The sequence below is a fragment of the Nonomuraea sp. NPDC049646 genome, from assembly GCF_044465525.1.
GTDB lineage: Bacteria > Actinomycetota > Actinomycetes > Streptosporangiales > Streptosporangiaceae > Nonomuraea.
Genome location: NZ_JBITLU010000002.1, coordinates 768,888 through 788,546, shown reverse-complemented (window position 1 = coordinate 788,546; position 19,659 = coordinate 768,888). Strand labels below are relative to the sequence as shown.

The 19,659-nt window shown below is 73.7% G+C and carries 17 protein-coding genes; 15 read left to right on the top strand and 2 right to left on the bottom strand.

Features of this window, described 5'->3' with window-relative positions; translation table 11 throughout:
- Positions 1 to 35 precede the first annotated feature (35 nt).
- The 10 genes from ACIBQ8_RS08480 (at position 36) to ACIBQ8_RS08435 (ending at position 12,494) form a co-directional block, all read left to right on the top strand.
- Complete coding sequence (locus ACIBQ8_RS08480) at positions 36 to 1,535, top strand: ABC transporter substrate-binding protein (protein WP_397191568.1); 1,500 nt, start codon at positions 36 to 38, stop codon at positions 1,533 to 1,535.
- The gene (locus ACIBQ8_RS08475) at positions 1,532 to 2,470 is read left to right on the top strand and encodes an ABC transporter permease (protein WP_397191567.1); all 939 of its coding nucleotides are present in this window, start codon (positions 1,532 to 1,534) and stop codon (positions 2,468 to 2,470) included. The genes ACIBQ8_RS08480 and ACIBQ8_RS08475 overlap by 4 nt, the downstream gene beginning before the upstream one ends.
- Positions 2,467 to 3,300, top strand: a complete 834-nt coding sequence (locus tag ACIBQ8_RS08470) for an ABC transporter permease (protein ID WP_397191566.1) — start codon at positions 2,467 to 2,469, stop codon at positions 3,298 to 3,300. Before ACIBQ8_RS08475 ends, ACIBQ8_RS08470 begins: the two co-directional genes overlap by 4 nt.
- Positions 3,287 to 4,201, top strand: a complete 915-nt coding sequence (locus ACIBQ8_RS08465) for an ABC transporter ATP-binding protein (RefSeq protein WP_397191565.1) — start codon at positions 3,287 to 3,289, stop codon at positions 4,199 to 4,201. The genes ACIBQ8_RS08470 and ACIBQ8_RS08465 overlap by 14 nt, the downstream gene beginning before the upstream one ends.
- Complete coding sequence (locus tag ACIBQ8_RS08460) at positions 4,170 to 5,006, top strand: ATP-binding cassette domain-containing protein (protein ID WP_397191564.1); 837 nt, start codon at positions 4,170 to 4,172, stop codon at positions 5,004 to 5,006. The genes ACIBQ8_RS08465 and ACIBQ8_RS08460 overlap by 32 nt, the downstream gene beginning before the upstream one ends.
- The gene (locus tag ACIBQ8_RS08455; protein WP_397191563.1) at positions 5,003 to 6,184 is read left to right on the top strand and encodes a M20 family metallopeptidase; all 1,182 of its coding nucleotides are present in this window, start codon (positions 5,003 to 5,005) and stop codon (positions 6,182 to 6,184) included. The genes ACIBQ8_RS08460 and ACIBQ8_RS08455 overlap by 4 nt, the downstream gene beginning before the upstream one ends.
- Complete coding sequence (locus ACIBQ8_RS08450; RefSeq protein ID WP_397191562.1) at positions 6,184 to 7,305, top strand: P1 family peptidase; 1,122 nt, start codon at positions 6,184 to 6,186, stop codon at positions 7,303 to 7,305. Before ACIBQ8_RS08455 ends, ACIBQ8_RS08450 begins: the two co-directional genes overlap by 1 nt.
- Positions 7,302 to 8,714, top strand: coding sequence for an aldehyde dehydrogenase family protein (locus tag ACIBQ8_RS08445; RefSeq protein ID WP_397191561.1), 1,413 nt, complete (start codon positions 7,302 to 7,304; stop codon positions 8,712 to 8,714). Before ACIBQ8_RS08450 ends, ACIBQ8_RS08445 begins: the two co-directional genes overlap by 4 nt.
- A gap of 106 nt (positions 8,715 to 8,820) precedes the next feature.
- Entirely contained in the window at positions 8,821 to 9,363 is a 543-nt protein-coding gene (locus ACIBQ8_RS08440) for a hypothetical protein (protein ID WP_397191560.1), read from the top strand.
- Between the two features lie 59 nt (positions 9,364 to 9,422).
- Positions 9,423 to 12,494 (top strand): chondroitinase family polysaccharide lyase, encoded by a 3,072-nt coding sequence (locus tag ACIBQ8_RS08435; RefSeq protein ID WP_397191559.1) that lies wholly within the window; start codon positions 9,423 to 9,425, stop codon positions 12,492 to 12,494.
- Between the two features lie 157 nt (positions 12,495 to 12,651).
- On the opposite strand, the gene ACIBQ8_RS08430 is transcribed toward ACIBQ8_RS08435, so the two are convergent.
- Entirely contained in the window at positions 12,652 to 13,215 is a 564-nt protein-coding gene (locus ACIBQ8_RS08430) for a DUF4142 domain-containing protein (RefSeq protein ID WP_397191558.1), read from the bottom strand.
- Between the two features lie 104 nt (positions 13,216 to 13,319).
- A complete protein-coding gene (locus ACIBQ8_RS08425; protein WP_397173721.1) occupies positions 13,320 to 14,084 on the bottom strand; it encodes an SDR family NAD(P)-dependent oxidoreductase in 765 nt (254 codons plus the stop codon).
- 307 nt (positions 14,085 to 14,391) lie between these two features.
- Here ACIBQ8_RS08425 and ACIBQ8_RS08420 point away from each other — a divergent pair, with 307 nt between their 5' ends.
- The 5 genes from ACIBQ8_RS08420 (at position 14,392) to ACIBQ8_RS08400 (ending at position 19,639) form a co-directional block, all read left to right on the top strand.
- The gene (locus tag ACIBQ8_RS08420) at positions 14,392 to 15,021 is read left to right on the top strand and encodes a class I SAM-dependent methyltransferase (RefSeq protein ID WP_397191557.1); all 630 of its coding nucleotides are present in this window, start codon (positions 14,392 to 14,394) and stop codon (positions 15,019 to 15,021) included.
- Positions 15,022 to 15,357: 336 nt separating this feature from the next.
- Positions 15,358 to 16,233 (top strand): aldo/keto reductase, encoded by an 876-nt coding sequence (locus ACIBQ8_RS08415; RefSeq protein WP_397191556.1) that lies wholly within the window; start codon positions 15,358 to 15,360, stop codon positions 16,231 to 16,233.
- Positions 16,234 to 16,346: 113 nt separating this feature from the next.
- Positions 16,347 to 17,291 carry a TIGR01777 family oxidoreductase gene (locus ACIBQ8_RS08410; protein WP_397191555.1) on the top strand — a complete coding sequence of 315 codons (945 nt, stop codon included), beginning with the start codon at positions 16,347 to 16,349 and terminating at the stop codon, positions 17,289 to 17,291.
- Between the two features lie 72 nt (positions 17,292 to 17,363).
- Complete coding sequence (locus tag ACIBQ8_RS08405) at positions 17,364 to 17,888, top strand: type II toxin-antitoxin system prevent-host-death family antitoxin (protein ID WP_397191554.1); 525 nt, start codon at positions 17,364 to 17,366, stop codon at positions 17,886 to 17,888.
- A 266-nt stretch (positions 17,889 to 18,154) separates the two neighbouring features.
- Complete coding sequence (locus ACIBQ8_RS08400; protein WP_397173730.1) at positions 18,155 to 19,639, top strand: DHA2 family efflux MFS transporter permease subunit; 1,485 nt, start codon at positions 18,155 to 18,157, stop codon at positions 19,637 to 19,639.
- Positions 19,640 to 19,659: the final 20 nt, after the last annotated feature.

Genomic DNA, 19,659 nt, shown 5'->3' with positions numbered 1-19,659 from the left:
GTCAGACCAGTGCACTAGCCAGGAGGCTGTAAGACATGAGGCGAATCGGAATCTGGATCGCCGTGGGCGGTCTCCTGCTGGTCACAGCCGCCTGTGGCGGCGGTTCCGGCTCCGGCGGCTCCGGCACCGCAGGCGCCCCGAAGGCCCAGTCCCTGTCCGTCGGGTTCGTCGCCGAGCCGGCCAACCTCGACTTCACCGCCACCGAGGGCGCGGCCATCCCGCAGGCGTTGCTGGTCAACGTCTACGAGGGCCTGGTCAAGCTCGACCAGGACGGCGCGATCAAGCCGCTGCTGGCCGAGAAGTGGTCGGTCTCCGACGACCGGAAGACCTACACCTTCACCCTGCGCAAGGGCGTCACGTTCAGCAGCGGGGCGCCGTTCACGGCCGACGACGTGGTGTTCTCCCTCGACCGGGTCAGGAGCGACTGGAAGCTCAAGATCAAGGCCCAGCTCGACGTCATCGACAAGGTGGCCAAGACCGACGACGCCACCGCCGTCGTCACCCTCAAGCGGCCGAGCAACGGCTTCCTCTACGCCCTGGCCACCCGGCTCGGCGCCATGTTCAGCCGCACCGGCGTGGCCGACCTGGCCAACAAGCCCGTCGGCACCGGGCCGTACACGCTGGGGGCGTGGAAGCGCGGCGAGTCGATCCAGCTCGCCGCCAACCCCGCCTACTGGGGCGCCAGGCCGGCGCTGTCGGCGATCACGCTGAAGTACTTCAAGGACGCCACGGCGATGAACAACGCGCTGCTGACCGGCGGCATCGACGTCATCTCCGCCGTCCAGGCCCCCGAGTCGCTGCAGCAGTTCGCCGACCCGAACCGGTTCCAGACGGTCGAGGGCACCACCAACGGCGAGGTCGTGCTGTCGATGAACAACGGCCGGCCGCCGTTCGACGACGTCAAGGCGCGCCAGGCCGTCCGGTACGCCATCGACCACAAGGCGCTGCTGGACACCGCGTGGGCCGGGCGCGGCCAGCTCATCGGCTCGATGGTGCCGCCCACCGACCCCTGGTACGAGGACCGCACCGGCGACTACCCCTACGACCCCGCCAAGGCCAAGGAGCTGCTGGGCGGCAAGGCGCTGACGGTCAAGATGCGCATCCCCAACCTGCCGTACGCGGTGGCCAGCGCGCAGGTCGTGAAGTCGCAGCTGGCCCAGGTGGGCATCACGGCCGACATCGAGCCGCTGGAGTTCCCGGCCCGCTGGCTGGACGTGGTGTTCAAGCAGGGCGACTACGACCTTTCCATCATCAACCACGTCGAGCCCCGCGACATGGGGATTTTTGCCGATAAATCGTATTACTTCCACTATGACAATCCCGAGTTCGGCAAACTCCTCGCCTCCGCCGACGCCGGCACCGAGCAGCAGCAGACCGACGACCTGAAGAAGGCCGCCAAGCTGCTCTCCGATGACGCCGCCGCCGACTGGCTGTTCCTGTTCCCCAACCTGATCGTGGCGAAGAAGGGCGTCACCGGGCTGCCGAAGAACGCCATCGCGGAGTCCTTCGACTTCACCGGTCTCGCCAAGCAGTGACGCTCTACCTGCTCAAACGGCTGGCGGTGCTGATCGTGAGCGCCGCCGTCGCCGCCGTCGCGGTGTTCGCGTTCATGGCGCTGCTGCCCGGCGACCCGGCCGAGATCGCGCTCGGCGTCAACGCCACCCCCGACGCGGTCGCCGCGCTGCGCCGGCAGTTCGGCACCGACCGCCCGCCGGCCGTGCAGTTCCTCGACTGGGTCGGCGGGCTGGCCCACGGCGACTTCGGCGTCTCCTACGTCACCAGCTCGCCCATCGGCCCGCAGATCGGCGAGCGGCTCGGTGTGACGGCCGTGCTGGTGCTCGGCGGCATGCTGCTGGCGCTGGTCGTCGCGGTGCCGCTCGGCACGTTCGCCGCCGTCCACCACCGCAACCCGCTCGGCGCGGCGATCAGCGCGGCCAGCCAGCTCGGCATCGCCGTCCCCGCCTTCCTCGCGGGCATCCTGCTGGTGTTCGTGTTCGCGGTGAAGGCGCAGGCGCTGCCCTCCGGCGGGTACGTCCCCTTCGCCGACAGCCCGCAGGAGTGGCTGCGCTCGCTGCTGCTGCCATGGTTGTCGCTCGGGCTCGTCCAGGGCGCCGTGCTCACCCGTTACGTGCGCAGCGCCGTCCTCGACGTCATGCGCGAGGACTACCTGCGCACCGCCCGCGCCAAGGGCCGCGGCAGCACCGGCGCCCTGTGGCGGCACGGCCTGCGCAACGCCTCCATCCCCGTGGTCACCGTGCTCGGCCTGCAACTGGCCACCCTGCTGGTCGGGGCGGTCGTGGTCGAGCGCGTGTTCGTCCTGCCCGGGCTCGGCGACCTGCTGCTCAACGGCGTCGCCGGGCGCGACCTGCTGCTCGTCCAGGGTGTGGTGATGGTGCTGGTGGCCGCCGTCCTGCTGATCAACTTCGTGGTGGACGTCGCCTACCGCCTGCTCGACCCGAGGCTGCGATGAGGGGCCGGGCGAACGCCGCGCTGCTGACCGGCGGCGCGCTGGTCGGGCTGGTGACGCTGGCCGCGCTGGTCTCGTTCGTCTGGACGCCGCACGACCCGACCCTCGTCGACGCCGCCCGCAAGCTGCGCGACCCCGGCGGCGGCTACCTGCTGGGCGCCGACAAGTTCGGCCGCGACACCCTCAGCCAGCTCATGGTCGGCGCGCGCACCACCCTCTACGTCGGCGTGGTGGCCGTCGGGATCGCCGCCGTCCTCGGCGTGCCGCTCGGCGTGGCCGCCGGGATGACGCCGCGCGGCTGGCTCTCGGAGCTGATCATGCGGGTCAACGACCTGGTGTTCGCCTTCCCCGCGCTGCTGCTGGCCGTCATGCTGGGCGCGGTCTACGGAGCCGGCACGCTCACCGCGATGATCGCGATCGGGGTCGCCACCGTGCCCGCGTTCGCGCGGGTGGCCCGCGCCGCGACGCTCCAGGTCATGGTGACCGACTACGTCCTGGCCGCGCGCGCCGCGGGCCGCCGCCGGGGCGCGATCGCCGTGCGGCACGTGCTGCCGAACATCGGGTCGGTGCTGATCGTGCAGGCGTCGGTGTCGTTCGCGATCGCGATCCTGGCCGAGGCGGCGCTGTCGTTCCTCGGGTTCGGCACCCGGCCGCCGACCCCGTCCTGGGGGCGGATGTTGCAGGAGTCGCAGGAACTGCTGTTCTCCACCCCGCGCCTCGCGCTGTGGCCGGGCCTGGCGATCGCGCTCGCCGTCCTCGGGTTCAACCTGCTCGGCGACGGGCTGCGCGACCACCTCGATCCGAAGCTCAGGAGGGTCCGTGCTGACGGTTGAGCGGCTTTCCGTACGGGCCGGCGCGGTGGGGCTCGTGCACGACGTGTCGTTCGCGATCGGGCCCGGCGAGCGGGTCGGGCTGATCGGCGAGTCCGGGTCCGGCAAGTCGCTGACCGCGCTGTCGCTCATGGGCCTGCTGCCCGAGGGCGTCACCGCGTCCGGCACGGCCAGGCTGGGGGAGCGCGACCTGGTCGGCGTGCCCGAGAAGCGGCTGAAGGACCTGCGCGGGCGCGAGTTGTCGATGGTCTTCCAGGAGCCGATGACCGCGCTCAACCCGCTCATGCGCGTCGGCGCGCAGGTGGCCGAGGCCATGACCCTGCACGGCGTCCCCCGGGCCGAGGCCGGGCGGCGCGCGCTCGCCCTGCTGGACCGCGTCCGGCTCCCCGAACCGGGGCAGATCGCCCGCGCCTACCCCCACCAGCTCTCCGGCGGCCAGCGGCAGCGCGTCATGCTCGCCATCGCCCTGGCCAACGAGCCGGGGCTGCTCGTCTGCGACGAGCCGACCACCGCGCTCGACGTCACCGTGCAGAAGCAGATGCTGGAGCTGATCGCCGAGGTCGCCCCCGCGCTGCTGTTCATCACCCACGACCTGGCGGTGGTGGCCTCCGTCTGCGAACGGGTGATCGTCATGTACGGCGGCCGCGTCGTCGAGACCGGGACCGTTCGCGAGGTCTTCACCCGCCCCCGCCACCGCTACACCGAGGGCCTGCTGGCCGCCTCCCGGCTCACGCCGCGCGGCACCAGGCTCCCGACCATCAAGGGCAGCGTGCCGCCCGCGGGCGCCTTCCCCGAGGGCTGCGTGTTCCGCAACCGCTGCCCGCACGCCACCCCGCGGTGCGAGACCCCGCCGGCGCTGACAGGAGACGGCCATGCCCACGCATGCTGGCACCCCGCAGAATGAGCCGCAGAACGAGCCCATGGGCGACGTGCTGATCGAGGCCCGCCGGCTCAGCCGGGTCTACCGCCGCCCGCGCACCTCGCTCACCAGGCCGGCCGCGCCCGTCCACGCCCTGCGGGAGGTGTCGCTGACCGTCCGCCGCGGCGAGCGGTTCGGCATCGTCGGCGAGTCCGGCTCCGGCAAGTCCACGCTGCTGCGCCTGCTGTGCGGCCTCGACCGGCCCACCGGCGGGTCCGTCGTCTTCGACGGGCGGGAGATCACCGGCCTGCCGGAGCGGCGGCTGCGCTTCCTGCGGGAGAACCTGCAGATCGTCTTCCAGGACCCGATGAGCTCGCTCGACCCGCGCATGCGCGTGCGCGACCTGGTGGCCGAGCCGCTGGTCGCGCTCGGCCTGCCGGTCGGCGGGCGGGTGGCCGAGCTGCTGGAGGCGGTCGGCCTGCCCGCCTCGGCCGCCGACCGCTACCCCCACCAGTTCTCCGGCGGGCAGCGGCAGCGCATCGCCGTCGCCCGCGCGCTCGCGCCCCGGCCGAAGGTGCTGGTCGCCGACGAGCCCGTCAGCGCCCTCGACGTGTCCGTCCGCGGCCAGATACTCAACCTGCTCGCCGACCTCGTGGACGAGCTGGGCCTCACGCTCGTGTTCGTCTCGCACGACCTGTCGGTGGTCCGGCACGTGTGCGAGACCGTGGCCGTCATGAGCGGCGGCGAGATCGTCGAGACCGGCCCGGTGGACGACGTCTGGGCCGCGCCGCGCCACCCCTACACGCGTGACCTGCTGCAGGCCGTACCGACCCTGGAGGGATTGTTGTGATCGAGGTCGACGAGCGGGGAGTCGTGGAGTTCACGCAGGCCCTGGTGCGCATCCCCAGCACCAACGACCCCGCGCGCGGCCGCACCGAGCGGCCCGCCGCCGAGCTGGTCGAGGCCAGGATGCGCGAGTGGGGCTGGGACCCGGTCGTGAGCGAGGCCGCCGCCGGGCGGCCCAACGTCGTCGCGGTGGTCGAGGGCGGCGGCGGCGACGGGCCGACGCTGATGTTCGAGGGCCACACCGACGTCGTGACCGAGGGCGACCTGTCCACCTGGACCGTCGACCCGTTCGGCGGCGAGATCCGCGACGGGCGGCTGTGGGGCCGGGGCAGCGCCGACATGAAGTCCGGCCTGGCCGCCACCCTCTACGCCACCCGCGCGCTCCAGCTCGCCGGCCCGTTCCCCGGCCGGATCAAGGTGTGCGCGCTGGCCGACGAGGAGGGCCTGATGATCGGCGCCCACCACTTCGTCGCCTCCGGGCTGGCCGACGGGGTGGACGGCGCGATCGTCGCCGAGCCCGAGGCCGGGGAGATCTGCGCGGTGGCCAAGGGCGCGCTGCGGCTGCGCGTCGACCTCACCGGCAAGATGGCCCACGGCGCGATGCCGCAGCACGGCCGCAACCCCGTCCAGGCGGTCGGCGCGCTGCTGGTCGCCCTGCGCTCCCTCCAGCGGGAGCTCCAGGAACGGCACCCGGCCCACGAGCACCTCGGCGAGGTGTACGTCACCCCGACCGTGCTCCGGGCGGGCAGCGAGGAGCAGGTCAACGTCATCCCCGCCACCGCGTCCGTCTTCGTGGACGTGCGCACGATCCCCGGGCTGGAGCACAAGGTCGTCGCCGACCGGGTGGCCGCCCTCGCCGCCGCCGAGGACGGGATCGAGGCGTCGGTGGCGGTGCTGGTGGACCGGCCGCCGGTGGACGTGCCGGTGACCGACCCGGTGGTGGCCGCGCTGGCGGCGGCCCACCGTACGGTGACGGGGGAGGAGCCGGTCTACGGCGGCGTGCCGGGCTCGACGGACGGGACCGTGCTCACCCACTGGGGCGGCGTCCCCTCGGTCGTGTACGGCCCCGGCGGCAAGTGGATCGCCCACCAGGCGGACGAGTACGTCGAGGTCGCCGAGATCGTCCGGTGCACCCGGGTGTTCGCCGAGGCGGCGCGGCGCTTCCTGCACCGGGACTTCTGATGCTCGCCGGACCCGGCCCCGGGATGCGTCCAGGGCCGACGAACTCGCTGGTGGACGTCGCCGGGCTGCGCGTCGGGCACGCGCACCGCGTGGGCGGCGGCTACCGCACGGGCACGACCGTGGTGCTGGCGCCCCCGGACGGCGTGGTGGCCGGCGTCGACGTGCGCGGCGCCGCTCCCGGCACCCGCGAGACCGAGCTGCTGGATCCGCGCAACCTGGTCGAGCGCGTGCACGCCGTCGTGCTGTCGGGCGGTAGCGCGTACGGGCTGAGCGCGGCCTGCGGGGTGATGGACGGGCTGGCCGACGCGGGCATCGGCTTCCCGGTGGCGGGCGGCGTGGTGCCCATCGTCCCGGCGGCCGTCATCTACGACCTCGGGCGCGGCGGCGACTTCCGCGCCACCCCCGACGCCGCCCTCGGCGCCGCCGCCCTTGCCGCCGCCCGCGCACCGGCGCACGAACCGCCCTTCCCCCCGCCCCGCCGGGGAGGCGGTACGGCCGCCACCCCCGCCCCGGGGACGGCGGCCCGGCACGCCACCGCGCCTCCCACGGCCAGCGGGTCCATCGGGGCCGGCGCCGGGGCGATGGCGGGCGGCCTGGCCGGCGGCGTCGGGACGGCCAGCGCCGTCCTGCCCGGCGGCGTCACCGTGGCCGCCCTGGCCGTCGTCAACGCCGCCGGGTCCGTGCTCGACCCGGCGGGCGCCACCCTGGCCGGCGTCCGCTACGGCCTGCCCGGCGAGTTCGGCCACCTGCGCCGACCGGACCCCGCCGAGGCCGGAGCGTGGCAGCCGGACAAGGTCACCTCGTTCAACACCACCATCGGCGTGGTGGCCACCGACCTCACCCTCACCAAGGCCCAGTGCGGCAAGCTGGCCGGTGTGGCCCACGACGGCCTGGCCAGAGCCATCCGGCCGGCCCACACCATGGTCGACGGCGACACCGTCTTCGGCCTGGCCGCCTGCGCCCGCCCGGCCCCCGGCCCCGACGGGCTCCAGGACGTCCTGGCCGCCGCGGCCGACGTGTTCAGCCGGGCGGTGGCCCACGCCATGCTCGCCGCCACCGGCCGCGAGGACGCGCCCGCGTACCTCGACGTGTTCCCGAGCGTCCTAGGGAGAGACAGATGACCTGGCCGGACGGCCTGCCCATCGGAGCCGGATGGGCCGCCACCGAGGACACCACCGAGGTGATCTTCCCCTACGACGGCTCGGTGGTGGCCCGTGCCCCGCTGGGCACCCCGGCGCACGCCGCCCGCGCCCTGGAGGAGGCGCTGGCCGTCGCGCCCGCCATGGCCGCGCTGCCCTCGCACGCCCGCCGCGCCGCGCTCATGGCCGCGCACGACGCGCTCGCCGCCCGCCGCGCGGAGTTCGAGCGGCTGCTGGTCCTGGAGACCGGCAAGCCGCTGGTCGACTGCCGGGTCGAGGTGGCCAGGACGCTGCTCACCCTCGCCACGGCCGCCGAGGAGGTGGCCCGGCTGCACGGCGAGACCGTCCCGCTGGACCTGCTGCCGTCGGGGGAGGGGCTGATCGGGTTCTGGACGCGGCGGCCGATCGGCGTCGTCGTCGGGATCACCGGCTACAACTACCCGCTGCTCCTGGCCGCCCACAAGATCGCCCCGGCGGTCGCGGCCGGTTGCCCGGTGATCGTCAAGCCCGCCCCGGCGACGCCCCTGGCCACGCTCCGGCTGGTGCACCTGCTCCGCGAGGGCGGCCTGCCGCCCGCCGGCGTCCAGCTCGTCACCGGGGACGTCGAGGTGGGCCGCACGCTGGTCGAGGACCGGCGGATCGGCGCGGTCTCCTTCACCGGCTCGGCCGCCGCCGGGCACGCCATCGCCCGCGCCGCCGCCCCCACCAAGGTGCTGCTCGAACTCGGCTCCAACGCCGCCCTCGTGGTCGCCGCCGACGCCGACCTGACGGCCGCCGCCGACGCCGTCGTGCGCGGCGGCTACTACGCCTCCGGGCAGGCGTGCATCGCGGTGCAGCGGGTGCTGGTGGAGGAGCCCGTACGGGAGGAGTTCCTGGCGCTGCTGGCCGCCCGCGTCAAGGACGTCGCCGTCGGCGACCCGCGCCTGCCCGAGACCCGCGTGGCCCCGCTGATCGACGCCGCCGCCACCGACCGCGTCCTTGAGTGGATCGGCGGCTCGGGCGCCGAGGTGGTCGCCGGCGGGGTGCGCGAGGGCCGGGCCATCGCGCCGACCGTGCTGTCCGGCGTGCCCGACGGCGCCGCCGCGTGGGACGAGGAGATCTTCGGCCCGGTGGTGTGCGTGCGCGGGGTGCCGGACCTCGACGCCGCCTTCGAGGCCGTCAACCGTTCCCGGTACGGCCTGCACGCCTCCGTCTTCACCCGCTCGCTGGCCACCGCCTTCACCGCGATCGAACGCATCCACACCGGCGGCGTGGTGGTGAACGAGGTGCCCGGCTTCCGAGCCGACAACATGCCGTACGGCGGCGTCAAGGACTCGGGCAGCGGCCGCGAGGGCCCGAGGTTCGCCATGGAGGAAATGACGGTCACCAGAATGGCGATCATCCGCCCCTGAGGGCCGCTGTAGGGTGGCGCCGGACGACGAGGAGGCGCGTGCCTTGGCCATACGGACGCAAGAGCCGGCGGTTGTCCCGCGAGCGCGCGGCAGCAGGGCCCTGCCGGTGCTCGCCGCCCTCCTGGCCGTCGCCCTGGCGGCCTCGGGCACGGCCTCGGGCACGGCCTGGTGGCGGGAGCACGGGCGGGCTGGTGGCGGGAGCACGGGTGGGCTGGTGGCGGGAGCACGGGTGGGCTGGTGGCGGGAGCACGGGCGGGCGCTCGACCAGGAGCGTGTCGCGCTGGCCCACCGGCTCGCGCTGCACGCCGCCGAGCTGCGCGGGGACGATCCGGTCAAGGCTCGCGACCTCGGCCTGGCCGCTCTGGGCGTGCGCGCCGACGACCGGCTGCGCGGGTACCCGTCGGAGGTGAGGGGGGCGGCGTTGAGCGACGGCGCCCGCGGCGCCCTGCCGGCCGCCCCCGACAGCGCCACCTTCTCCCTCTGGGACCTCCACGACCTGCGGCAGGTGGTCGCCGGCCCCGAGCAGATCCTCTGCGACAACGGCCCCCCGACCTTGAGCAGGACGGGCTGGGACCGCCACACTGGCGGCGCGGACCCTTCGGACCACGGCGGCGGCGACCAGGACGTGAACCTCTGCTCACTCCGCTGAGGGTAACGGTTTGACCAGATGTCTTTACCTTGCCGCAGCGGTCGCGTTGGATGGCGCCCATGGTGGAGATCACGCGCAGAACGGTGTTCAAGGCAGGTGCGGCAAGCGCTTTCCTCGCGGGTGGCGGCCCGGGGACGGCGGCACTGGCGGAAGCGGGACCGGCCGCGGAGGGGCTGGAGCAGCGGGCCATGGCGATGGACCCGCCGGTGTTCCTGCTGGAGAGCGCGGTCCCGCCGCACTTCGCCGCCGGCCCCGGCTCCACGTTGTCGATCAGCGACCGGGTCGCCGTGTGCGGGACGAGGTCGCTGCGCTGGGAGCACGCGAGCCGCGACGTGATCACCGTCCGCGCGCCGCTGCGGTGGGCGCCCGACCCCTACCGGCTCGGCGACGACCAGGCGTGGCAGGGGCTGGTGGACGCGTTCTGCGTGTGGGTGCACAACGCCGAGCCGGTGGACGACGTGCTGCGGTTCGAGTTCGGGCGCGGTGAGCGCACCGACCTGTGGTTCGAGTTCCGGCTCGGGTTCAGCGGGTGGCGTACGGCGTGGGTGCGGTACGCCTACGACATGCACGGCAGGCCCCACCCCGACATGGACACCCTGCGGATCGTCGCCCCGCGCCGGGCCGGGACCCTGCACCTGGACCAGCTCATGCTCAACGTGCCGCTGCGTCCCGACGCCCCCTGCCGCGACCACCAGCTCCCCGACATCGCCCCCGAGGGCGACGAGTACGACAACCAGCACTGGCAGGCCCTCCACCGCTTCGACCGGCTGCTGGCCACCGTCGAGCCCGACCTGTCGCCGCCGTCCGCCGCCGAGCTGGCCTCGCTGCGCGCCCTGCACGCCCGCTACCACGACGAGTACCTGACCGCCCCGGTCAAGCCGGACGTGCCGGCGCTGACGGCCCAGGTCGCCGCCCTGGAGGGCCGCCCGACGCACGCCTACCAGTCGCAGATCTACCCGGCCGGGATCGCCGCCGAGCTCAAGGCGTTCGTGAACCCGGTCACGCTGCGCGCCTGCACCGACCTGATGAAGACGATCGCCCAGGCCCACCAGGCCGCCCCCGCCGAACGTCCGGCGCTGGCCGCCCTCTACCTGCGCATGGTCGCCCACCTGCGGGAACAGGGCTGGACGAAGGGCAGCTGCCAGGGCGCCATCCACCACCTCGGCTACGACGTCCGCGGCCTGTACGACTCCGTTTACCTCATGCGGGACGCCCTGCGCGAGGCGGGGGAGTTGCAGCGGGTACGAGCGGACCTGGAATGGCTGAGCGGACTCGGCCGGATCTTCCGCGGTTTCGGCTTCCGGATGGCCAGGGGCAGCATGATGGACCTGTACAACACCACGGTCCGCGGCATGCTGGCGGCCGTGCTGCTGCGCGACGGCGAGGCGCAGCAGGTGGCGTACCTGCGGGCGCTGCGCGACTGGCTGAACGCCACCCTGCTGCCCACCGACGGCATCCAGGACGGCATCAAGGTGGACGGCACCGCCTTCCACCACGTCGGCTTCTTCCCCGACTACGTCCGCGACGGCTTCGCCGGGCTCGCGCCGCTGGTCTACGTCCTGCACGGCGGCTCGTTCGCGATCTCGCCCGAGGCGTTCGGCTGGCTGCGCAAGGCGCTGCTCATGCAGCGGGTCTACGCCAACAAGAACCACTGGCCGATCTCGATCAGCGGCCGCAACCCCAGCGGCGCCACGGCGCTGTCGATCGTCCCGTTCGAGTGGCTGGCCCCGATCGACGACGAGCTCGCCGCCGCCTTCCTGCGCCTGCTGCCCGGCAACCCGACGCCGCGGCAGAAGGAGCTCGCGGCCCGGCTCGCCGCACGCGGCATCGCCCCGGAACCGGCTCCGACCGGCGCCTGGGCGCTCAACTACGCGGCGCTGGCCGTGCACCGCCGCGACGAATGGCAGATCACCGTACGCGGGCACAACCGCTACCTGTGGAGCACCGAGATCTACGTCGGCGCCAACTGGTACGGCCGCTACAACACCTACGGCCAGATCCAGGTCCTGCACCGCGGCGACCCCGTCACCAACCAGGACAGCGGCTACGCCCAGCCCGGCTGGGACTGGAACCGCCGCCCCGGCACCACGGTCATCCACAAACCGCTCGACCAGCTCAAGGGCGACCTGACCGGGGCCATCGAGGAGATGCTCCTCACCGACTCCCGTTTCGCCGGAGCCTGCACCATCGACGGACGCAACGCCCTGTTCGCCATGGACCTGCACGGACACCCCAAGTACGACGGCACGCACCGGGCCCGCAAGTCGGTCTTCCTGTTCGACGACCGCGTCGTGGCCCTGGGCACCGGCATCACCAACGACGACACCGCGGATGAGACGGAGACCACCCTCTTCCAGACCCGGCTGCCGGCCAGGAACGCGCCCACCGTGGTGGACGGCGCCACGATCACGGCCTTCCCCCACCAGGCGCTCGACGGCGGCCCGCGCTGGCTGCTCGACGACAAGGGCATCGGCTACTACCTGGCGCCCGGGCAGAAGGTGGCCCTGACCCGCTCGGCCCAGACCTCCCGCAACAACGCCACGGAAGAGCCCACCAGCGGAGACTTCGCCACAGCCTGGATCAGGCACGGCACCGCCCCTCGGAACGGGACGTACGAGTACGCGATGGTGGTGAACGCCACGGCCGAGCGCATGGCCGGCTTCGCCGCCGCGATGGGGGACGCGGCCAAGGCCCCGTACCAGGTGCTGCGCGCCGACACGGCGGCCCACGTCGTACGGGATCGCGACACCGGCATCACCGGGTACGCGGTGTTCGAGCGCACCCGTCTGGAAGGTCTGGTGCGCGAGGTCGACACGCCTTCGATGTTGCTCGTCCGTACGGAGGGGGAGATGCTGGTGATCGCGGTGTGCGATCCGGACCTGCGCCTCTACGGCGGGATCGACCACGACCAGTACGAGAAGGGCCGCTACGTCGGGCACTACAGCCCGTGGTCACGACCCTGGCTGGCCAGCCCCAGCCACCCGCACCGCATGAGAGTGACCCTGGACGGGCGGTGGCGGGCGGACGCCGGGCAGCCGTGCCGGGCAAGGATCACCGGGCCGCGCACGGTCCTGGAGTTCGAGACCGTGCACGGACAGCCGGTGCAGGTGCGGCTGAGCCCTGCGGCCTGACCCGGGCGGGGGCGGGGGCGCCCCCGCCCGGGAACCACACCCGCGACCGCGACGTCGGCCATCCGACCAGCCGGTTCGTTTCTCCGGCCGGACGGTTCGCGTCCCGGTCAGATGGACGGTTCGCGTCACGGTCGCGGGGCAGGATGGCGCACGCCCGTCAGTGGGTGTGCCGGTCGAGCTCCGCGCGGATCTCGCGCAGATGGTGCCGGACCGCGGGGGCGCCGTCGCGCGCCAGGTCCCGCACCCAGCCGGAGTGACCGTCCCGCAGCTCGCGCCTGATCAGCCTGAGCGTCTGCTCGTGCGCCCCGGCCTCCAGGCGCAGCCACGCCCGGTCGAACCGGTGACCGGAACGGCGGGCGAGCACCGCGTCCAGGTCGTCGCGCTGGGCGGCGCTCGGCGCGTCAGGAAGTCCGACGCGCAGCCGGTGCGCGACCTCGCGCAGCCGGGCGTCGAGTTTGCGGTGGTCACGGATCAGCCGCCAGGCGATCTCGCGCACGTCCTTGTCGTGCGACCTGCGGAGCGCGGCCTTCCCGGCCGCGATCTCGGCGAGATTGCCGCGGTGCGTCTGCCGCAGGTACGCCCGGTCCTGGGCCGAGGCGTGCAACGCCTGGACGGACTGGATCGACTGGGCGGCTGCGGCGCCGGGCGCGGCCACCGGCCGGACGGCGGTGTCGGCCTGGGCCGCGGCGGGTGCCGTGGCGGACACGGTCAACGCCAGCACGGCCGCGATTCCCGCGGGTGCTAAGTGGCTCCGTGCTGTTCTCATGAGTCCCTCCCTTCAATGGGACCCGTGCCTGCTGCCCCATCCGGTCGGGAGTATTCGAGTTAATTGGGCGGATCGAAACGGCCGTCCACGGCGGTCCAGCCGCCGTCCACGTACAACACCGAGCCCGTCACGAAGCTCGCCGCGTCGCCGGCCAGGTAGACCACCGCGCCGGCCATCTCGGGCGCGGTGGCCCACCGGCCGAGGGCGCTCTTGGCGGCGTACGCGGCGTACCAGTCGGGGTTGTCCTTGATCTGCCGGGTCAGCGGGGTCTCCACGACGCCGGGCGCGATCGCGTTGACGCGCACGCCGTGCGGGCCGAACTCGGCCGCCGCCGTCCGCAGCAACTGCACCAGCCCCGCCTTCGTGGCCGAGTAGACGCCCTGCCCCGGCTCGGTCACCGACGCCCGGATCGACGCGAACCCGATGATCGACCCGCGCCCCCGCTGCACCATCCCGGCGCCGAACGCCCGCACCACGTCGAACGAGGCCCGCAGGTTCAGCCCCACCACCCGGTCGAACTCCTCGCCGGAGTAGTCGAGCAGCCGCTTGCGCACGTTCGTCGCCGCCGTGAACACCAGCACGTCGGCCGGCTCCTCCGCGGCGGACGCCCGGACGGCGTCGGCGTCCAGCACGTCGAGCAGCCGGGCCGTGCCCCCGCACCCGGCGGCGGTCTCCTGCGCGGCGTCCAGGTCCCGGTCCGCGCACACCACGGACGCCCCATGCGCGGCCAGGGCGAACGCCGACTCCCTGCCGATCCCGCTGCCGGCCCCGATCACCACGGCCCGCCGCCCGTCGAGGCGGAACAGCGCGTCATATCCCGTCATGCTGAGAAACACTAGCGACTGGTCAGACCAGTACACCAGGTTCGCTCGATCACTACCGCCCAGCTCGCGCCGACCGCCCCGGGAATCCCCGCATGGGAACACGGAAGGGGCCGGTCTTCGAGGACCGCGCCAGGCCGCGGGGCTCAGCGTGTTGTGGCGTACGGAACGGCCGGTGGGCACGGGTAGGCGCCAGGTTGGGGTCCCGGGGTGTGGAGGCGGTCAGGGGGTAGCGGTGGGTCGGGGGCCCGGCGTGTGGCGTAGGGCCGCGGGGGCGAAACTGTCGGTGGTGCTTGCCAGGATGCGACTCATGACGACCATCGCAGGCTTCTGGGACGCCGCCGCCGACTCCTTCGACGACGAAGCCGACCACGGGCTCCGCGACCCCGAGGTCAGGGCCGCCTGGGCGGCACGGCTGGCCGAGTGGGTGCCCGCCGGGCCGCTCGACGTGCTCGACCTGGGCTGCGGCACGGGCTCGTTGTCGTTGCTGCTGGCCGTCCAGGGCCATCGCCTGACCGCCGTCGACCTGGCCCCGCGCATGGTCGAACGGGCCCGGGCCAAGCTGGCCGCCACCGGCGCCACGGTGCTGACGGGAGACGCGGCCGACCCGCCCGTAGGCGACTGCCGCTTCGATGTCGTGCTGGCCCGCCACCTGCTGTGGACCATCCCCGATCCGGAGGCGGCGCTGGCCCGCTGGGTGTCGCTGCTGCGCCCCGGCGGCCGGCTGGTGCTGGTCGAGGGCCGCTGGCAGAGCTCAGGCGGCCAGTCCGACTACGTGCCGGGCGAGCACTTCCCGTGGATGGGCGGCGTCACCGCCGACAACCTGACCACAGCCCTCCGTCCCCTGGTCGGCGACCTTCGGGTGCACGCCCTGCCCGACCCGGCTCTGTGGGGCAAGGAGATCACCGACGAGCGCTACGCGGTGGTGGCCACGCTCTAAGAACAGGTCCGCAAGCGCCGCGAGCGGCGGACCCCTGGCCCCGGCTCCCGGGCTCCCGGCTCCCGGTTTCAGGTAGCTGGGGGTGGCGGATGCCTGGCCCCGGCTCTCGGCTCTAGGTGGTTGGGTGGCGCGGATGCCTGGCTCCGGCATCAGGCAGCTGGGAAGGCTGGATGCCTGGCTCCCGGCAGCTGGAGTGCCGGTTGTGCGGTTCCGGCTCCCGGCTGGGGCCTGACCCGTCGGCACCGCTGGACGGGCAGCGCCGCACCACCTGGCGGTCCCGGCGGTGCGGCGGTCGTACGATGGGCCCTTTCATCGGGGGAAAGGGCGGGCGCGGTGGTGGGCAGGACGTTCGAGATCGCCGGTGAGCTGCGGGTACGACGCCTCGGCTACGGCACCGCCCAGCTCACGGGCCCCGGCTACTGGGGCCCGCGCCTGACGTCCGGCGAGGGGGTCGCGCTCCTGCGCCTGGCCGTCGATCGCGGCGTCACGCTCATCGACACCGCCGACAACTACGGCCCGGACATCGCCGAGGAACTGATCGCCCAGGCCCTCCATCCGTACCCCGGCGACCTGGTGCTGGCGACCAAGGGCGGCGTGATCCGTACCGGCCCGGACGAGTGGCACCCCGCCGGACGCCCCGAGGACCTGCGGGCCATGTGCGAGGCGAGCCTGCGCCGCCTGCGCACCGATGCCATCGACCTGTACCAGCTCCACCGCATCGACCCCGCGGTGCCGCTCGCCGACCAGCTCGGCACGCTGGCCGAACTGCGCGAAGAGGGCAAGATCCGGCACATCGGGCTCGACACCGTCACCCTGGATCAGCTCGACGAGGCGCTGACCGTCCTGCGGCCGGCGTCGGTGCAGAACCGGTTCAACGTGCTGGACCGGGAGTCGGAGCCGGTGCTGGGGCGGTGCGAGGAACTGGGCATCGCGTTCCTGCCGTGGTTCCCGCTCGGGAACGGCTCCCTCGCCGCGGGGGCGGGGGCCGGGGCCGGGTCCGGGGCCGGGGCGGGGGCGGCGATCGAGCGGGTGGCCGCCCGGCACGGCGCGACGTCCGGGCAGGTGGCGCTGGCGTGGCTGTTGCACCGCTCCCCGGTCGTCCTGCCCACGCCCGGCACCGGCTCGGCCGTCCATCTGGAGGAGAACCTGGCCGCCGCCGACCTCGTCCTGACCGACGAGGACACGCGCACGCTGGACGCCCTCACGTCCTGACCGGCCGCGACGACGAACGCCCGCCCGGCGCGTCCCGCCGCCACGAGCGCACGATCCGGCGGCGCTCGGCCCCGCCCTGAACGCGTTCAAAAGACGGGAGTAGGGTCGGCAGGGTGAAGACGGTGATTCCAGGAGGCACCGGACAGGTCGGCGAGATCCTCCGCCGGGCGTTGACCTCCGCCGGCCACGAGGTCGTGGTGCTGACCCGCAGGCCGTCCCGGCAAGGCGAGGTCGCCTGGGACGGCGAGACCCTGGGCGCGTGGGCGCGCGAGATCGACGGCAGCGACCTCGTGATCAACCTGGCCGGGCGGAGCGTGAACTGCCGTTACACCCCCGCCAACCTGCGGGCCATGATGGACTCGCGGGTGCGTTCCACCCGGGTCGTCGGCCGGGCGATCGCCGCCGCCGCGCGTCCGCCCCGGGCCTGGTTGCAGATGAGCACCGCCACCGTCTACGCCCACCGCTTCGACGCGCCCAACGACGAGGCGACCGGTCTGATCGGCGGCGACGAGCCCGGCGTCCCGGGCTACTGGCGCTACAGCGTCGAGATCGCCAAGGCCTGGGAGCGGGAGCAGGAGCGGGCCGAGACCCCGCACACGCGCAAGGTCGCCCTGCGCACCGCCATGGTGATGAGCCCCGACCGCGGCGGCGTCTTCGACGTGCTGCTGCGCATGACCCGGCTCGGCCTCGGCGGGCCGCTGGCGGGTGGCGCCCAGTACGTGTCCTGGATCCATGAGCGCGACCTCGTCCGCGCGGTCGAGTTCCTGGCCGGGCGGGACGATCTGAGCGGACCGGTCAACCTGGCCGCCCCCGGGCCGCTGCCGCAGGCCGCGTTCATGCGCGCGCTGCGGTCCGCCTGGGGCGTGTCGGTGGGCCTGCCCGCGACGCGGTGGATGGCCGAGCTCGGCGCGTACGCGCTGCGGTCCGACACCGAGCTGCTGCTCAAGAGCCGCCGGGTCGTCCCGGGGCGGCTGCTGGAGGCGGGTTTCGCCTTCGAGTACCCGCAGTGGCGGCAGGCCGCAGACGACCTCGTCCGGAGGGTGCGTCGCGGGAGGTGAGCGCGCCGGACGCCGTGCGGCGGCGGGCGATGATCCTTGCGCGAAATCGTAAGGTGCCTTACGGTTTTCCTCATGATCAATTACAGCGAGATGGAGGACAGGCTGGGCGTGCCCATCGGGGTCGAGGAGGCACGGTCCCGCTGGGGGGCGCTGGTTGGCGCGGCGGGTGAGGGGCAGATCACGCTGATCACGCGGGAGCGCTGGGAGTGGGCCGCGCTGGTGCCGCTGTCCAAGGTTCCCGGGATGCTGACCGGATTGCCCGTTGTGTCGCTGTCCACGGCCAAGGCGAAGCTGGGGGAGCTCGTCCGGCAGGTCTCGGAGCCGTACGACGACAGCCCTGTGCTGCTGGCCCGGCACCGGACGCCGGTCGCCGCGCTGATCGCGGCCACCCGCCTGCTCGGGCCGGGAGCCGGTGAGTGGGCCGCGCCGCGGAGGGCGGCCGACGTGGAGGCGCTGCTGCGCGACGGCTGCACGGTCACCTTGAGCCGCCATCCGACCGGGGCCGGTGTGGTCGCCGTCGCGCGGGACGGCGACGGCGGCGAGGTGGCCGTCGGCACCGGCGACACCGCGGAACAGGCCCTCCGCACACTGGGCTGAACCCTCCCCGCGAGGGTCGCCGACTCCCGCCGACTCCCGCTGAATCCCTTGCGCCCGCCCCTTGCGCCCGCCCCTTGCGCCCGACCCCCATGCCCGCCTTCCGCGCCCGCCCTTATGTCTGCCCCCGCCCCCTGCCCTTCCTCTGTGTCCAGTTCCTGTGCTGGCGTCTGCACATACCCCCTGGATCTTGACAATCGGTGAGGTGCACTCTTTTCTAGAGGGGGATTCTAGAAAAGAGTGGCGCATGAACGTTCAGGTGGTCCGGTGTGGCTGAGTCCGAGGCCGTCGTGGCGGTGCCGGCGGCAGGGGCGGCAGCGGAGGATGGGGACGCGCAGCTCCGGTACGCCTGGCGGGCCGTCTCGGTCACCAGCCTCGGCATGTTCCTGACCGGGCTCACCTCCAGCTCGCTCAACGTCGCCCTGCCCGCCGTCGTCGCGCACTTCCACGTCGGCGCCTTCCTGGCGAGCTGGGTGCTGCTCGCCTACATGCTGGTCAGCTCGGTCGGGCTGGTGGTGTTCGGGCGGGTGGCCGACCTGTTCGGCAGGCGCGGGACGTACTTGCTGGGGTTCGTGGTGTTCACGGTCGCGAGCCTGGCGGCCGGGTTCGCGCCCTCGATCGAGGTGCTGCTCGCGGCCCGGGTCGCCCAGGCGTGCGGCTCGGCCATGATCCTGGCCAACAGCTCGGCCATCCTGGCCGGCGCCTTCCCGCCGGCCCGGCTGGGCCGTGGCATGGCCGTCTACATGGCGATCATCTCCGTGGCGGGGCTCGTGGGGCCGTCGTTCGGCGGGTTCCTGGCCGGCGCGGCGGGCTGGCGGTGGATCTTCTGGTTCAACGTGCCCGTCGGGGTCGCGGCCGTCGTCTGGGGCGCGGTGACTCTCCGCCCGGTGCCGAGGGGCCCGCGCGAGCGGCTGGACGTGCCGGGGATCGTCCTGCTGTTCACCTGGCTGAGCGGGCTGCTGCTGGCCCTGTCGCAGGGCAGCACGCTGGGCTGGCTGAGCCCGTGGGTGGTGGCGGGCGGGGTGGCGTTCGCGGCGGCGGCCCCGGTGTTCGCGCTGGTCGAGTGGCGCAGCCGGACGCCGCTGCTCGACCTGCGGCTGTTCGGCGACCGCGGTTTCGCGCTGGCGAACCTGGCCGCCGTGCTCAACTCGCTCGGGCAGTTCTCGATCGTGCTGGTGATCTCGTTGTTCCTGCAGTCCGCCCGGCAGTTCGAGCCCGCCCAGGCCGGGCTCGCCGTGCTGCCCGTCTCGGCCGCCTCGGCCCTGACCTCGCTGGTCGCCGGGGCGCTGACCGGACGGTTCCACCCGCGCACGGTGGCGGTGGCCGGCTCGGCGGTGAGCGCGGCGGGCATGGCGGTCATGCTGGCCGCGCTGGACCCGTCCGTGCCCTACGCCTGGCTCGGGACGGCGCTCGCGCTCGTGGGCGCCGGCAGCGGGCTGTTCATCACCGCCAACACCACCGCGATCATGATGGACGCGCCGCAGGACCGGCTCGGCGTGGTCAACGGTGTACGGCTCATGCTGGTCAACGTCTCGACCGTGATCAGCACCGCCATGTCGCTGGCCATCGTCGCCGCCTCCGTGCCGGCCGCCGAGCGGCACCTGGTGTACGCCGCCGACCCGGCCCGGCTGTCCGGCGTGACCGGCGTGCTGCAGGACGGTTACCGGCTGGCGGTGGGCGTCCTGCTGGTGCTCGCCGTGGCGGCCACCGTGGTCACGGCGGTGAGCCGGACGGGGGCGCGCCGGGCGGCATAGCGGCTCACCCGGGGCCGAGC

Excerpts from the sequence above, each read along its gene's own strand:
- ACIBQ8_RS08480 (WP_397191568.1), top strand. The coding sequence starts at position 36 with ATGAGGCGAATCGGAATCTGGATCGCCGTGGGCGGTCTCCTGCTGGTC.
- ACIBQ8_RS08470 (WP_397191566.1), top strand. The coding sequence starts at position 2,467 with ATGAGGGGCCGGGCGAACGCCGCGCTGCTGACCGGCGGCGCGCTGGTC.
- ACIBQ8_RS08460 (WP_397191564.1), top strand. The coding sequence starts at position 4,170 with ATGCCCACGCATGCTGGCACCCCGCAGAATGAGCCGCAGAACGAGCCC.
- ACIBQ8_RS08450 (WP_397191562.1), top strand. The coding sequence starts at position 6,184 with ATGCTCGCCGGACCCGGCCCCGGGATGCGTCCAGGGCCGACGAACTCG.
- ACIBQ8_RS08445 (WP_397191561.1), top strand. The coding sequence starts at position 7,302 with ATGACCTGGCCGGACGGCCTGCCCATCGGAGCCGGATGGGCCGCCACC.
- ACIBQ8_RS08435 (WP_397191559.1), top strand. The coding sequence starts at position 9,423 with ATGGTGGAGATCACGCGCAGAACGGTGTTCAAGGCAGGTGCGGCAAGC.
- ACIBQ8_RS08425 (WP_397173721.1), bottom strand. The coding sequence starts at position 14,084 with ATGACGGGATATGACGCGCTGTTCCGCCTCGACGGGCGGCGGGCCGTG.
- ACIBQ8_RS08420 (WP_397191557.1), top strand. The coding sequence starts at position 14,392 with ATGACGACCATCGCAGGCTTCTGGGACGCCGCCGCCGACTCCTTCGAC.
- ACIBQ8_RS08405 (WP_397191554.1), top strand. The coding sequence starts at position 17,364 with ATGATCAATTACAGCGAGATGGAGGACAGGCTGGGCGTGCCCATCGGG.